General features: G+C 31.6%; 9 protein-coding genes and 2 pseudogenes. 1 reads left to right on the forward strand and 10 read right to left on the reverse strand.

The features are described 5' to 3' along the window. The first annotated feature begins 174 nt into the window (after positions 1–174). Positions 175–1,158, forward strand: coding sequence for a tryptophan--tRNA ligase (gene trpS / locus G396_RS0102050; protein ID WP_028124890.1), 984 nt, complete (start codon positions 175–177; stop codon positions 1,156–1,158). A gap of 551 nt (positions 1,159–1,709) precedes the next feature. Here trpS and G396_RS11140 read toward each other — a convergent pair. The 10 genes and pseudogenes from G396_RS11140 to G396_RS0102105 all read right to left on the reverse strand — a co-directional run. After that, positions 1,710–2,177: pseudogene (locus G396_RS11140) on the reverse strand (DNA methyltransferase); the annotation flags it as partial. A 156-nt stretch (positions 2,178–2,333) separates the two neighbouring features. Then, positions 2,334–3,230 (reverse strand): GIY-YIG nuclease family protein, encoded by an 897-nt coding sequence (locus G396_RS0102065; RefSeq protein ID WP_028124893.1) that lies wholly within the window; start codon positions 3,228–3,230, stop codon positions 2,334–2,336. A gap of 132 nt (positions 3,231–3,362) precedes the next feature. Continuing rightward, positions 3,363–4,172 (reverse strand): N-acetylmuramoyl-L-alanine amidase, encoded by an 810-nt coding sequence (locus tag G396_RS0102070; protein WP_028124894.1) that lies wholly within the window; start codon positions 4,170–4,172, stop codon positions 3,363–3,365. Further along, a pseudogene (locus G396_RS09885) lies at positions 4,173–4,573 on the reverse strand (phage holin family protein). Between the two features lies 1 nt (position 4,574). Continuing rightward, the gene (locus G396_RS09890; protein ID WP_051221058.1) at positions 4,575–5,096 is read right to left on the reverse strand and encodes a hypothetical protein; all 522 of its coding nucleotides are present in this window, start codon (positions 5,094–5,096) and stop codon (positions 4,575–4,577) included. Between the two features lie 646 nt (positions 5,097–5,742). Beyond that, positions 5,743–6,915, reverse strand: a complete 1,173-nt coding sequence (locus G396_RS09895) for an ImmA/IrrE family metallo-endopeptidase (RefSeq protein WP_211224441.1) — start codon at positions 6,913–6,915, stop codon at positions 5,743–5,745. Continuing rightward, positions 6,893–7,636: a M48 family metallopeptidase gene (locus G396_RS0102090; protein ID WP_028124895.1), complete on the reverse strand. Its 744-nt coding sequence runs from the start codon at positions 7,634–7,636 to the stop codon at positions 6,893–6,895. The genes G396_RS09895 and G396_RS0102090 overlap by 23 nt, the downstream gene beginning before the upstream one ends. Further along, complete coding sequence (locus G396_RS0102095) at positions 7,626–10,742, reverse strand: type I restriction endonuclease subunit R (protein ID WP_028124896.1); 3,117 nt, start codon at positions 10,740–10,742, stop codon at positions 7,626–7,628. The genes G396_RS0102090 and G396_RS0102095 overlap by 11 nt, the downstream gene beginning before the upstream one ends. Before the next feature lie 9 nt (positions 10,743–10,751). After that, on the reverse strand, positions 10,752–11,912 hold the full coding sequence (locus G396_RS09900; RefSeq protein ID WP_051221060.1) for a restriction endonuclease subunit S: 1,161 nt from the start codon (positions 11,910–11,912) through the stop codon (positions 10,752–10,754). Further along, positions 11,906–14,773, reverse strand: coding sequence for an N-6 DNA methylase (locus G396_RS0102105; protein WP_028124897.1), 2,868 nt, complete (start codon positions 14,771–14,773; stop codon positions 11,906–11,908). The genes G396_RS09900 and G396_RS0102105 overlap by 7 nt, the downstream gene beginning before the upstream one ends. Positions 14,774–14,778 lie beyond the last annotated feature (5 nt).

A 14,778-nucleotide genomic window follows, 5' to 3' on the forward strand; every position in this document is an offset into this window, starting at 1 on the left:
TATTAATAATCATTTAAGATTAACTTATAAATAAAATTTTAATAAATTTGCATTTAAACTTCACTAAAATTTCACAAATAATTCTTTTTATTCATATTTTTTTCTTGCTTGTTTTATTTTCAATGAAAAATAAGCTATACTAAGACATAAGAATCACGGAAATGAGGCCTTTAAATGAAAGAAAACATCTTCTCCGGAGTGCAACCCTCTGGTATTCCTACAATTGGTAACTATATTGGCGCAATGAAAAGCTTTGTGGATTTACAAGACCAATATAATGCAACTTATTGTGTCGTGAACCAACATGCCATCACTGTTCCACAAGACCCAGAAAAATTAAGAAAAATGACCCGACAATTGGCAGCCCTTTATATTGCGCTCGGAGTAGACCCTAAGAAATCAACAATCTTTGTGCAATCTGATGTTCCTGCCCACGCACAATTAGCCTGGATTATCCAATGTTTGACTGGTCTGGGTGAATTAGAACGAATGACCCAATTTAAGGATAAGTCAGCCAAAAATGAAACAGTCAATGCGGGATTATTAACTTACCCTACTCTAATGGTTGGGGATATCGTCCTTTATAAGGCTAAATATGTCCCTGTCGGCGAAGATCAAAAACAACATATGGAATTGACCCGTAACTTTGTCGACCGTTTTAATAGCCGGTTTGGTGGTATTCTAGTTAAACCAGATATTATCACTCCTAAAGAAGGCGGCCGGATTATGAGTTTACAAGATCCAACCTCTAAGATGTCCAAATCTGACTCTAACCCTAAGGGCTTTATTTCATTGATGGATGAACCTAAGACAGTGGTTAAGAAAATCAAGTCAGCTATGACCGATTCTCTGGGTCAGGTTAACTATGATAAAGAAAATCAATCTGCAGTTTCGAATTTATTGGTTATTTACTCTAATCTTTCGGGGCAATCTATTGACCAACTCGTCGCCCAATATGACGGCAAAGGCTATGGTCAATTTAAAACGGATTTAGCCGATTTAGTGGCCAGCTTCCTAGAACCAATTCAAAGCAAGGTTAATCAATTAATGTCTTCTTCTGATTTAACAGATATCCTAAGCGAAGGGGCCAAGAAAGCCAGCCAAACTGCTAATGAAACACTGGCAGAAATCGAAGCAGCTGTTGGTTTACGCTATTAAAGAAACACACGCTTATTAACTAATTTTATCACAGAAAAAAACCAGCTCCGGACCTTCTACCTATGGAGAATCCGGGACTGGTTATTATTATATCTAATATTATCTTCCTCAATTAGGAATCTCTTGTCCAATCCCTATTGCTTTTACTAGCATAAATAAAATTCCGAGTAAACCAAGACTTGTTAACCCACTCCTTAAATACCAAAGATATTGGATATAGGCTGAGTCAGTCCCTGCAATCGCAAAGACTCCTACTAAGACAGATACTAAGGCTAAGCTAGCTATTCCAGAGGAAAAAAGATTATAGCTAGACGGTAAAAATCTAGGGTGACTAAAGTATTTAATTTATTTCTTAATTGATAAAGTATTAAGTAAAAGATACCTGCTAGACTAGGATAGCTAAAAGCCCAAGTCATATAAACTGAAGCAACATTATGGGAAAAGTGACTATAAGCTTCATTAAATATTATTAAAACCACCGCTGCAGCAAAATTACAAATCAAAGTACGCTTAAAAAAAAGCCTTCAGTTAGGGATTTATGGAAATCATATTTAACTGATAGCCTTTAAGCGGTACAAAAGAAGAAACGACCATACAAGAGTAAATATGCTCTTGTATGGTCGTTTTCTAATAATTGATGACCAAATGCCTCTAGGATCATTGTCCGGATTCGTATAACCTTTTGCACTTTCTTCAGTGCTTGGTAACAAATTAGGTTTCCACCCTTCCTTATTTTTTGCATAAACCAAAATAAAATCATGATTATCAGAAAACCATCTTGCATCATTAGCTCTTGTATGCTTTTTATGCCAAATGCAAGTATTAACAAAATTACTCCTTCCAAATATTTCATCGCAAAGGACTTTTAGATAATGCCCTTCGTCATCATCAATACTTATCCAAATACTTCCATCATCTGAAAGAAGGTTTCTAAATATTTCAAGCCTTGGTTTTATAAGTGATAACCATGTGGAATGTTCAAGGTTATCATCGTAATATTCAAATGCCGAACCAGTGTTATAAGGCGGGTCTCAAAATCTTTCTATTTGGATACAATTTAATGCGTGAATTTTGTAACCATTATTTTAAAGTTTTGCACACTATTTTGTCATAACCATTAAAAGGTATAAAAAAAGACGATATTGCAATCGCATATCGTCTCGTACCTGTTATTACTACTTCATTTCATTTTCTTCTAAGTCTTTTAAACTTATACCGTTTTCAGTTTTCCAATGTGTTTTCCCATTTGCGTTTGTCCCTAAAACAAAAGCGGCTGCATAGGATGGACTATTAAATAAATAGTTTTTATTCAACTTTCCATCTACAATTTCATTTTTATCTATACATTGCTCCCTCAATTCTTTTATCGATTTTGGGATGGCAAGAGAATCTATAGTTTCTATCATGCTATCTTTTAATACAACAAAACCCTCATCTGTTCTCTTACATTTTGCTTCTATCTGTCTATTTGACTTACCACTTTTTCTTGAAAGATAGAGGATTGACTCTTTGTCATTATTATTTTCATATCTTTCTTTTGTATCTTTATCAACTATAGGAACGAATATTTTATATCCCAAGACACCAAGAACCATTTTTGAATACTCTATAAAATCCTCTAATTCTGATTCTTTTTCTTCGGTTACATTTCCAGGGTTTGGATCATTTCCATTTCTTACTTTATACCTATCTACATCGATAGCCATGTTAGTGAATTTATTCTCTAGATATGAGATTTCTGTAGGTCCAAATGAGTTATTTTGTGTGGTTAACATAACTGCATCAGAAAAAAAATTTTTATCTTTTAAGTGTTCTGCTACTCTAAATAAAACACCTTCACCATTTTTCCTTATACCAGCTTGACCTATATATACTTCATCATCACCGTCATCGTTCTTGCCAAATAAAAAATATACTCCACTGCGCTTTAAATCTAGTCTATCCTTACATTTATCAAGATACGTCCTTGGAATTTTATATGCAATGCCTGTCCAATTTGATAAAGTACACTTTATTCTTCCAGTAACTTCTCCATCCATTAAAAAAAGATTGAAATTTTTGCTATTTTTCATCTTCGCACTCCAAACATTAACTAGTTAAATATATTATACCATTTTGAAATGTTTTTTATTTGTATATTTCTAAAAATTAAAAAAGCCTGATAAACTTCTAAATTAGAAATCTATCAGGCCTTATTATTCCTATTAAATTAATTCATTTACTCTTTTCTGAACTTCTTTATAATCATATCCAGCTTGAGTTAATCTTCTTTTTCTCTCTTCTCCATTACCCCATTTTCCACTTATAACTTCTCTTGCTAATTGGTCGCTTGTCTTTCCAACTGGATATACTATCTTGCCATTAGCATCGAATACTTTTAATCTAAATCTATCGGCACATCTTTTGGCATTTTCTAAATTCTTAAATGCACCTTTCTGACTTTTGACATCTGACCAAGATTTTCTAACTCTATAAATCCCACCTACTGGTTTACTGACAGTATTATTCCCTCTAAGTCTTTTGTTTACTTCGTTCGCTATATATGGAAACTTGCTGCCAAGATATGGGCCAGGACAGTTAGTGTTTTTATACCACTCATCTTTTTGAAGTACACCATCCTTACCTGCAGTAAATGTGCAGGGATAGATTCCATTTCTCCTACAGATATCTGTAACTAAATCAATTAGTCTATTTAAAACGTAATCAAAAACTAACCACTGAGGTCCTCTTGTAGAGTTCCCTACTTCAATTGTTACTGCTCGATTGTCACACCAGGAGAACGAAGTTGTCCACGCTCTGTTAGATTCATCAACACCTAAAACAATTACTCCATCGGATCCTAAGTTGTAGTTAGCTGATGCTTGTCTTGTCCTTTGCACAAATATTCCAGCAAGATTTCTACCGTTTATAACTCCAGCTGCGTGGTGGATTGCTATTTTAGTAATCTTTTGATTCCTTCTTCCACTATGGTTAGGTGAGAGAATTGTTGCTTGTACTAATGGACTATTACTCATTTATTTCTCCTCCTTGAATTGTTTTAAAATCGCCTTTAGTTTTTCTGGTACTGGTAAGCCCAGTGCTACAAAGTTTTCCAAAATAAAGAGCCCTTCATTTGCTATAAAAAAAAGATGATGGCTGTTCTTATCATTGTTCCATCACCTTTAATTAAATTTACATCACATAGGTTTGCTATACCTACAACTATAAAAATCATAATCTTTTTAGCTATCCCTTTAAAACCTATGGATGAAGACAGCTTTCTTTCGACCCCTGCTCTTAAAACCCCTGTTAAATAGTCAGCTATTACAAAAGCAAGTAGTGTGTATATAAAAGCATCTACACTTCCAAGATAAAATCCCAACCATCCTCCAATGGCTGTAAAGCACACTTTTAATATTTCTAAAAACTTATTCATTTTATTCCTTCTCTGTTAAAGTATAAGTTATTTTCATTGTCTTATCTGCCGTTTTTAATATTGGGCTTGATAGGTTATTAATTGTTTCTAGATATGGGGTATGAAGAAATAATAGTTTATAAAAAGTATCTTCACATCCCCCATATCCTAAAATTAATAGGCCTAGATTTACTGTTGCAGACATTAAATTTTGTAGGCCTCTTCCTTGATAATTAGAATTATCTTTGTTCGAGAAAATTTGGTCATTTTTACTAATCGCAAATTTATAACCTAATACAAAATCCCCCCAATTAGTTAAATATGAGTATTCCCCTGAATAGAAGACTCTAATAATATCATAGCCAAGGTCAAACTTATTGATATCTATAGGATTTTCAATATTAATTTTATATAAAAAATTGCTATTGTTATAATTTAGTGCATATAAATAACCATCTTTTATACAGCTAAATATCTTTCTTTCACAATAACTTCTTGATTGTGTTTTATACTCCCCAGTTTTATAAAGCCTAACACTGTTCAATGACCAATTATCAACAATTGAAAAAAATTAGTCTTTATTTACTAATTTTTATTCTTTTTGCATCTCCGTATTTGTGCGCACTAATACTTTTGAAAATTATATTTTCCCTACCGTTGAGTACACTTATAGTATGAGCTAAATCAAAATTTCATGATTAACTCGCTGAGTTGATTATGAAATGCTTAATTTTCAATCATTAATTAATTTTGGACATAAAAAAAGAGCCCTTTACAGGCTCAAAACCAACTCAGTGAATTACAGGTTTATTTAATTTTTATATCTTATACAACTTCCAAGCACCTTCATATGACGCTTTTCCAATATGCTATTAAAATCTCTTAAATTGATACCTGGCATTTTTTCAAAAATCAGGATATACAATCTATCAGGGTCCTCGAATTCTTTCAATTTATTATCAGATTTTTTGAATTGTTCTTACTGAATATTTCAATCCAATACATAAGTTTATAATATATTTTCCTATATTGTTATATTTGTTATTTATTATTTTACATAATAATTTTTATGAAGTTCAGTTTCTTCATTAAATTTTTCAGGTAGCATCCAGTCATTTTTTCTAAATGAGTATCATAGTCATTCGCATAGCGTCGTCTGTGGATCTGTAAGCAATTTTTCAAATTTTATCTCATCTTCTATATTTTCTTTTGTCTAAAGTATCACTAAAATATCCATATAATTCATCTGCTGTAATTTCTCTATTTAAATGTGTCTGGTCTTCAGGTTTAAAAAGATAGAACCTTTTATCAATCCCATCATCCTTTAATAAGAAAGCTACCTTTTTTCTGCTAATCCCATGCTCAATATACCTTTTAACACGTATATTTATTACACATCTTTTTAAATTTCTTTTTGCCTTTGCACTTAATGATAATTTGCCATCTTTGAATTCGATATATTCTTGATTTGCTATTACAAAATAACCATCAACAAATACAAATTTCCCTTCATCTATCCAATTACTTAAAACTTCATTTTTCTCAATCATTTGGAAAGCATCTATATATGAGATTTTAACAAACTCATTTTTAGATAGCTGATCTTCAAATATGCGGTCAAAATCAGAAATTTTAGATAATTCTTTTTCAAGACCTACTTCAAATAAACGATATTTTGTAGATTCTTTAGATACTTTAAAAAAATCACTTAGCTCCTGAATTATTTCATCACATGTGATGTCTTCTCTATTTATTAGTTCTTGAGCTTTTTCTTTAAAAGTTGAATACGGCATTAAAATCCTAGGAGCCAATTTATGAGCTTGCCATTCTAACCACATAACTTCATTTTCTTTGGTCTGGTTACCTTTCGGCGGCTCATAAAATCTCTCTGACTGTCTGAGCATTATCGGATATACTTTTTCTGTGAGTTTTTTGTTTTTAATTCTAAGTATTTCAAAAAATGTCTTATCTTTTTCCCAATGGAGTGATTCATGTATTAGCGTATTTCTTTTAGAACCTTCCCCATATACCTCTGCAGCTAATGAATCTAAAACAATTGTTCCTTGTTCAAAAAATTTTTCCATGTACTCATTTGTTTCAGGATTATATACTTTTATTTCTCCATCAACTAATAGGCAGCAACCAAAAATATCTAAATTTGAAGATAGTCTTTCTTCCTTAATAACTAAACTCATTTTATTTAATATATCTTCTACTGGTATAGGCATAGGTTTAATAAGAGCTTCTTTGCAATATTTATTCAAAAATTTTGTAGCATAGTCATCAAGTCTATTTTTACCAATGACTAATGCCCCTGTTTTGTGATTTATATCATATACATCACTCGGCGTCTTTCTCTTCATAGAAGTCGTCCTTTTCTATATGATCTAACGGCATTTCTGATAACAATTTTCTTGCTTCTCTCCATGTTGGATAAAATTCTTCCACCAGAGCATGAAATCTATTAGTGTGATTCTTTTCTATAAAATGAACTAACTCATGAGTAAGCACATATTCTAAGCATTCCATAGGTTTCTTTACTAATTGAAGATTTATCCATATCCTTTTTTTATCAATATTGCAAGTGCCCCATTTTGTTTTCATATTCTTTACCCTATACTCATTTGCCTTTAGTCCAGTATTTCTTTCACATTTCTTTGAAGTAATCTCTAAAGCTCGCTTGAGTTCTTTTCTGTACCACTCTATAATAGTTGATTCTCTTTTAAGGGTATCTGTTCCTTCTGGAATTTTTAAAATAATTTTATTAGGAGTTTTTTCTACTTCATACTTATTATTTCCATAGATAACTTCTAGTCTGTATGGCTTTCCCCATAAATAGTGGGATTCTCCAGAAACATATTCTCTTTTACTCTGTCTAGGCTGTTTTTTAAATTTATCTCTAACTTTGCATATTTCTGGTATTTTCTTTAAAACGAAATTCCTTATTTCTTCATCTGAGCAAATAGCTGGAGCACTTACTTTTACATCCCCTTCTGGTGGCATTATTCTTATATATAAATTTTTTAAATTATTTTTTTTAAATACATCTGCCTCTATACCACCAATATTCTCCTTATATTTCACGATATTCTACCTGCCTCTTTGCAAGATCAAAGATTTCTTCTGTTAGGTTACCAGCTTTATCTTCCTCGTATCCACATGAACATAAAGTATCATAAATTGCACCTTTTATTCTATTTTGTTTTTGTTTGTTACCCGACCAATCAGGTTGCATGGATAATCTAACTGCAGCATCTACCTCATAAGCAACCGAAGATTCCTTTACTCCCAAATAATCATAAATTGCCCTTTTTGCTTCACTATCTTTAATATCGTCAGGATAAAATCCACTGTTTTCAGGATGTATTACAGATTTTGCAAGCTCTACAACTTCCTTAAGATATTCTCCATAACTCATAGCACCTATTTTTCTTTGCGTGATTACTTCTTCGAGCATTTCAGATAACTTTCCATAATAGACTTCATTTGATGATTTCTTCTTAACTATTTCGTAAGTTAAATTATTATCTATAATTTCAGCTTTTGCTTCATCATCTCCAGGAAGTGCATCTACAATTTGATTAATTGGCGTTGTTGTTTCACTATTTAATAAAAGCTCTACTAAAGACATATTTTCTAGTTCACTTATAACATTTGTATCTTCTGCTTTAACATAAGTATCTAAAATATACCTCATATCAGATTCATAAGGTTTCAAGTCTATATAATCATAACTTGCAAGTTTAACCATTTCCTTAATCTTATTATAGTTGGTGATCTCTCTTCTTAATTTATTTACATCTTTATCGCTATAACCATAATCTGAGACTAACTTGTCACAACAATTAGCAAACGAACGAGTATAAGATGCAGCTAACGAGTAGAATATTTCTCTTCGTCCAGTATAGGTTTCATCATCTTCTTTATCTCCACAGAAATATTCAATAACCTTGGTGTCAATAGATTTATCTTCGATATTTGAAAATAAATCATTAAGTGATGCCCTAGCTCCAACCATTTCTGCCTTTGCTTCTTCATAACGTCCTTTAATAAGTCCAGCAACGTCCTCATCTTCATATCCATCAAAAGCACCACTAGTATAATCAGTTATTGCTAATTGAACATTTTTAAATAAATCTTTATAGTCAACTATATATCCATAATCTTTATCTTCACCATCTGGTCTATTCACTCTGCATATAGCTTGAAATAGATCGTGATCTCTCATGGACTTATCTATATAAAGATAAGTTGCGCTTGGAGCATCAAAGCCTGTCAGAAGCTTATCTACGACTATAAGAAGCTTCATGTTAGCTGGCTCTTCTTTGAATTTCTTCTTGACTTCACTTTCATAATCTTGAGTTGTTCTTCCATTTAGCATTCTTTCATATATGGATTTTTTGTATTCACTTTCACTTTCTTCATTTAAATCTGATGTAGCTGTTCTTACACTTGCAGCATTCGGTTCGTAGGAAGTAACAACCGCACATTTCTTAAATCCAGAGCTTTGGAAAATCTCCCAATACTTACAAGCTTGGAGTATATCACCAGCAACAAGCATAGCTGTTCCACGATCACAAGATAATCTTGGTTTTGTTTCCATATCAAAAATAATATCACAGGCTATTTTTTCTAGTCTTTGTCTTGATGAATAAAGCTTATTTAATGATGCCCATGATGATTTAAGTTTATTCTTTGCATAATCTGTCAAGCCTTTTGTTTTAGTTTCAAACCACAGATCGACCTTATCTTGATTCGTTAAGTTTTGATCAACATCACGAGCTTCATATCTTAAGTCAAGAATAACACCATCCTCTACACCTTCATCAAATTTATAGGTGTGAATGTATTCTCCAAACACTTCTCTACTAGTTTGCTTATCTTTTTTTAGAAGTGGTGTGCCTGTAAAACCAATAATTGTTGCATTAGGCATTATAGTCCTAACTGCCTTATGTAGCTTGCCTGAATTTGTCCTGTGACATTCATCGATAAAAGCTACAATTTCTCCTTTAGCTTCAAAGTCACTACCTAAGCTTTTTTCCAATTCTTTTACATACAAATCAACATCTGCTTGTTTTCCTGCATTATGACCATATTTATGAATAAGGGAGCAAATAATGGATTCGTCATATGTGTTTAATAAATCTCTAAGATTTTGACCAGAACTTGCCCTTGCTATTTTAATATCTACATCAGAAAATAATCCTTCAATCTGATCGTCTAATTCATCTCTATCGGTAATAATTACAATGCGACTATTTTTTATATTTTCTATAATCCACTTTGTAAGCCATACCATTATAAGAGATTTCCCAGAACCTTGAGTATTCCAGATTATGCCGCCCTCTCGTCTATCAATAAAAGCTCTAGCAGCTATGTCTGCAAAATATTGATTATGGCGAGCCAGCTTCTTTATACCTGCATCGAAGATAACAAAATCATAAATTAAAGACAAAAATCTTTCTTTTTGACAAATAGATATTATTCCATCTCTTAATCTATTAGAGTCTTCACCTTGTAGTTCTTTTATTTTAATGTTCAACGCGTCCTTTGCATTACAATCTTCTTTCCATCGTAGGTAATATTTTTCAGATGTACATATAGTTCCGTATTTCAAACCTTCTGCTTCATTCCCTGCAAAAGTAAATTGGACAGTATTAAAAAACCTTGCGATGTTTTCATCTTTTTGATTAGTAAGATTTTGTCTTATACCTTCCCCTATACTAACCGATGACCTTTTAAGTTCAAAAACTCCTAAAGCGATTCCGTTGACATAAATAACGACATCAGGACGTTTATGCCTTTTATTATCAAAACATAAAACACTCACCTCTTGAGCAACTGCAAAATCATTGTTATCAATATTTTCCCAATCAATTAAATGAACAGTTACCCTATCTTTATTCTCATCTTTCAATCCTTGAGCACCATATCTAAGAAGTGAATAAAAAGCTTTATTATTTTGATAAAGACCTGACGTTTGATTATAAGCTACATTTCTTACTTCATTTAATGCGAGTTTTATTAAGTGAGATGAATATCCTCTTCTTTCAAGGTTTTTAATAAGGTCATCTTCTCTTATAGACTTATTGTCTACATCATCAAGATTGCCAATATATCTATATCCTAGTTCATCTTTTAGGATTTTAAGAACTCTTTTTTGTAATTTTTTCTCCTTATCTACGCTCATACTTACCTCCTAGATAAGCCTAACTCTGCCAGTTAGTAAATCGTCCATAGCTCCAGCCTTTATTTTCTCAACCTTTGCTTTTTCTTTTTCTAAATTTTGTAAATCATCGTCTAACGACTTTAAAATAGATGATATAGCTTTTTGTTCACTCATATCTTTAGGGATATAAAAAGAAAATTTCTTCAAATCTTTCTGGTATAAGTGTTTTATTGTCGAACCAGCTGACAAATCGTCTATAAATTTTGCAAATATTGAAGATCTTAATATCCAATATAAAAAATTTCTTGTCAGCTTTTTATTTGTTTTAAATACGAAAACACCACTATTTAATGTCGCTTTTCTATCTATCCTTGGAACAATTGCAACCTTTCCGATGGTTCCATCTTTAGTTACTAAAACGTCTCCACTATTTACTTGAATATTTATATCTAAGTCATATCTTTCTTTTGTTACATAGCTAATCTTACTAAAAGATATAGTCCCTTGATTGAAATCAGTACCGCTAATTAAATAAGAATATCCAGATTGTAAATATTCATCTTTTTTTAGACCTTGCCACCCTATTCTAGCTTTTGGAACAATTACATCATTGAATCCTACTTCTTCCCACTCATCTTCAAAACCATCAAGCCTTGTCTTTCCTGTCATCAAATCTTCAACCGCACCATCACGAATCATTTTTTTCTTTTCAATAAGACTTTCAAGATTTTCAATGTGCCTATCAAAAGCCATAAGAGTTTCCGCAATGGCTTTTTGTTCTTCAATATTTCTGCTATAAATTATTTCTAATTTTTCAATATCTTTAGGATGAACATGAGGCTGAGCTCCTCCAGTTTGTAATTTATAGATATTTTCTTGTTCTTTGGTCATTAAATAATAGATATATTCTATGCAATAACCGCGATCTTCTTCAATAGTTGAGCAATCCGACGCAAATATTTGACCATAAAATAAGTTTACATAACCAGCATTTGCTCCAGATGCACTAACTGTAATAGTAGTCCCTTCTCGATTATATCTATTGCAATAATATGCAGGTGATTTACCACCAGCAATTACAGGAATTTTTCCATTAGCTATTTCTTTTTTTGTAATTAAGTCACCCTTTTTTATTTGAATGGGTATGTCCACAAGTTTAATCTCTTCCCATTCCTTCGGATAGTCTACCATGAGTATCCCATCCTTTCTAAGGCTTTTTTCACTTCAGCTTTTGACTTATCCGCTTCTTCTTCAAGCTCTGGTAAGGTATTTTCATATTTTTTTGATATATCCACAAGTCTTGATGCTAAGTTATTTATCTCTTGGGCTATCGCTTCATTAATATCCTTCCTTATTCTTGATATCCATTTTTTTTCAAACAACAAACCTTGTATTTCGTTTATAGAAAGTTGACTATATTTTTTTAATATCTTTTTATTTAGTTCTTTTATACTTTCTTTTAGAACATTGTTCTTATCTTCTTTTTCATCCATCATGCTTTTATAAAAAATTAAAACTTCATATTCCTCTCTAAATATGCTAGGTACTTCTGCAAGTGTTTTGGCCTCTTTCAAAGCTGACTTTATTTTGTTTGTTACAAATTTACCTTTATCATTCTTCAGATCAAATTTTTCTAAATTACGGTTTTTTTCATAAAATATATTACCCTTAGTTTGGTTATTAGACTGAACCAATTCTAACAATTCTTCTAAAGTTTCTCTTACTAAAGAGTTAGAATTTTTTAAAACTTTTTTTATTTTACCAACACCTATTCTACCATCTTTATTCCTTATATCTAAATCAGATAGTTGTTCTTTTGTTGATATTAATCTTTCTTGTTTTTCAATATTAGAGTTGTGCTCGTTCTCTAATAATTCCAATAATTTCTTCAAATCATCTATATCTTTAGACTGTTTTTTTTCTTCCAATTCTTTTAATCTATTATTAAGATTTGTTTTTGTTACCGAATCACCTTTATCATTAAGGGCTTCGACTAGTAGACCCTCATCTCCAGTATTCTCTTCAAAAATCTCATTCATTTTTTCATCTAATTTTGAAATTTCTAGATTCAAGATTTCTATTTTATCTAGTTTATCTTTGAAATATTCTTTTTCTATTATTGTTCTTGGAATCAAAAGCCCATCAAAGGATTTAAATTTGTTTTTATCGTCTACTTCTATCTCAACACCTTGTTCGTCTTTGACTTTCTTTTTTCCATATTCCTTTTCGATTTCTTGACCAGCTTCATATCCTGATGCTTTTATTATATAAATATCATCCTGAAGTTTCTCGTTCCAATAATTTAAGAGGAAATCATAAACTTCGTAATTATCTAATAACTTAGCCTCTTCATAAGCCTTAAGAATAGAAAATCCTAATTCTCTTATAAAAACTTTCGGAACTGTTTCTTTATCAATATCTTTAAGTTTACCTTCTATCTCATTTTTCCATAAATTAAATAGCTCTTCTGTTTCCCTGGTTATTTCTTCTTTTATTTTTTCATCATCAAAAATAAGATTCTCTATTTTATCAGAATCAACCTTTAAATCATAAACACTAGAGTTATCCCTTTTTATGAATATTTCTTTTTTTAGCTCATTTGAAATATTCCAAAGTTTTGTAACAGAATCTATATCTCCGATAGGTATACCACCATTAAGGTGCGCACTTATATTTTGAGGTAAAGTTTTGTTAATTTTACTAATATATCTTGGAACATTTAAGTTACCTTCATGCTCTTCTATGATTTCTTTATAAGTGATAAAGCGTGAGTATCCTTTTATTTCTATCTTATTTATAAAAACTTGAACAATTTTTTCGATATCTTGTTCTCTTAATCTATTCTTATCCCCAACTTTTTTATATCCATCACTTGCATCAATCATAAAGAGACCATCTCTTTTATCAGCATTTTCTTTATCAATTATTATGATACAGGCTGGTATTCCAGTTCCATAGAATAGGTTTGATGGAAGGCCTACAATTCCTTTAATATATTTTCTTTTTAAAATTTCTTTTCTAATAGTTTCTTCAGCGTTTCCTCTAAATAAAACTCCATGAGGTAAGATAATTCCAGCTTTCCCATTTTCATTTAAGGCTTTTAAGACATGCAAAAACCAAGCATAATCTCCATTTTTTTCTGGTGGTATCCCATATCCATCGAATCTATGGTAGACGTCTCCATCTACTTTTATACCATCTGACCAATCTTTATCGGAAAATGGTGGGTTCATAACTATAAAGTCAAATTTTCTTAGTTCACCAAAATCATCCGTGTAATATGGCATAGCTAGAGTATTATCGCTATGGATTTCACCTGTTCCTTTGTTATGGAGAATAAAATTCATTTTAGCAAGACCAGCTGTATCCGAATATTTTTCTTGTCCATATATCGTTACAATAGAATCTCCATTGTTATCAACTGGCGCTTCATCTGCAGCCCTGATTAATAAACTTCCACTACCAGCAGCGGGATCATGTAAAGTCCATTTCTTATCTGGTGTACTTTTAATCTCTCCAATTCCTATAAGTCTTGATATTACTCTTGATACTTCGCTTGGGGTATAGAATTGACCCTTGCTTTTCCCCGATTCTTGAGCAAATTTCATCATGAAATACTCATAAGCATCTCCTATGATGTCATCTCCACTTGCTCTATTTTTCTTAAAATCTATCGCTGGATTTTGAAATATGGCTATAAGGCCTGAAACTTTATCAACAAGTTCTTTTCCCTTACCAAGTTCATCTGGATTATTAAAGGAAACATCTGGAAGAGCTCCCTTAAGATTATTTGTTTCCAAAAATTTTTGAATAATCTTATCTACACGTTCACCTACATCTGGTTTACCTTTTGCCAAGATGAGGTCTTCAAAAGAAGCCCCTTCTGCAATTTCAAATTCTCCATATTTTTGATCCTGGTATCGATCTGAAACATATTTAAAAAATAATAACAATAATACATAATCTTTATACCTTGATGGCTCTACACCACCTCTAAGCTTGTTAGCTGCTTCCCATAATAGGGAGTATAATTCTGATTTTTTCACTGCCATAGTCT

Source organism: Eremococcus coleocola DSM 15696 (assembly GCF_000428865.1).
GTDB classification, from domain to species: Bacteria; Bacillota; Bacilli; order Lactobacillales; family Aerococcaceae; genus Eremococcus; species Eremococcus coleocola.

What these genes read in the sequence shown, in the direction of transcription:
- trpS (WP_028124890.1), top strand. Translation starts at nt 175, where the DNA reads ATGAAAGAAAACATCTTCTCCGGAGTGCAACCCTCTGGTATTCCTACA.
- G396_RS0102105 (WP_028124897.1), bottom strand. Translation starts at nt 14,773, where the DNA reads ATGGCAGTGAAAAAATCAGAATTATACTCCCTATTATGGGAAGCAGCT.
- G396_RS09900 (WP_051221060.1), bottom strand. Translation starts at nt 11,912, where the DNA reads ATGGTAGACTATCCGAAGGAATGGGAAGAGATTAAACTTGTGGACATA.
- G396_RS0102070 (WP_028124894.1), bottom strand. Translation starts at nt 4,172, where the DNA reads ATGAGTAATAGTCCATTAGTACAAGCAACAATTCTCTCACCTAACCAT.
- G396_RS0102095 (WP_028124896.1), bottom strand. Translation starts at nt 10,742, where the DNA reads ATGAGCGTAGATAAGGAGAAAAAATTACAAAAAAGAGTTCTTAAAATC.
- G396_RS09895 (WP_211224441.1), bottom strand. Translation starts at nt 6,915, where the DNA reads ATGAAGAGAAAGACGCCGAGTGATGTATATGATATAAATCACAAAACA.
- G396_RS0102065 (WP_028124893.1), bottom strand. Translation starts at nt 3,230, where the DNA reads ATGAAAAATAGCAAAAATTTCAATCTTTTTTTAATGGATGGAGAAGTT.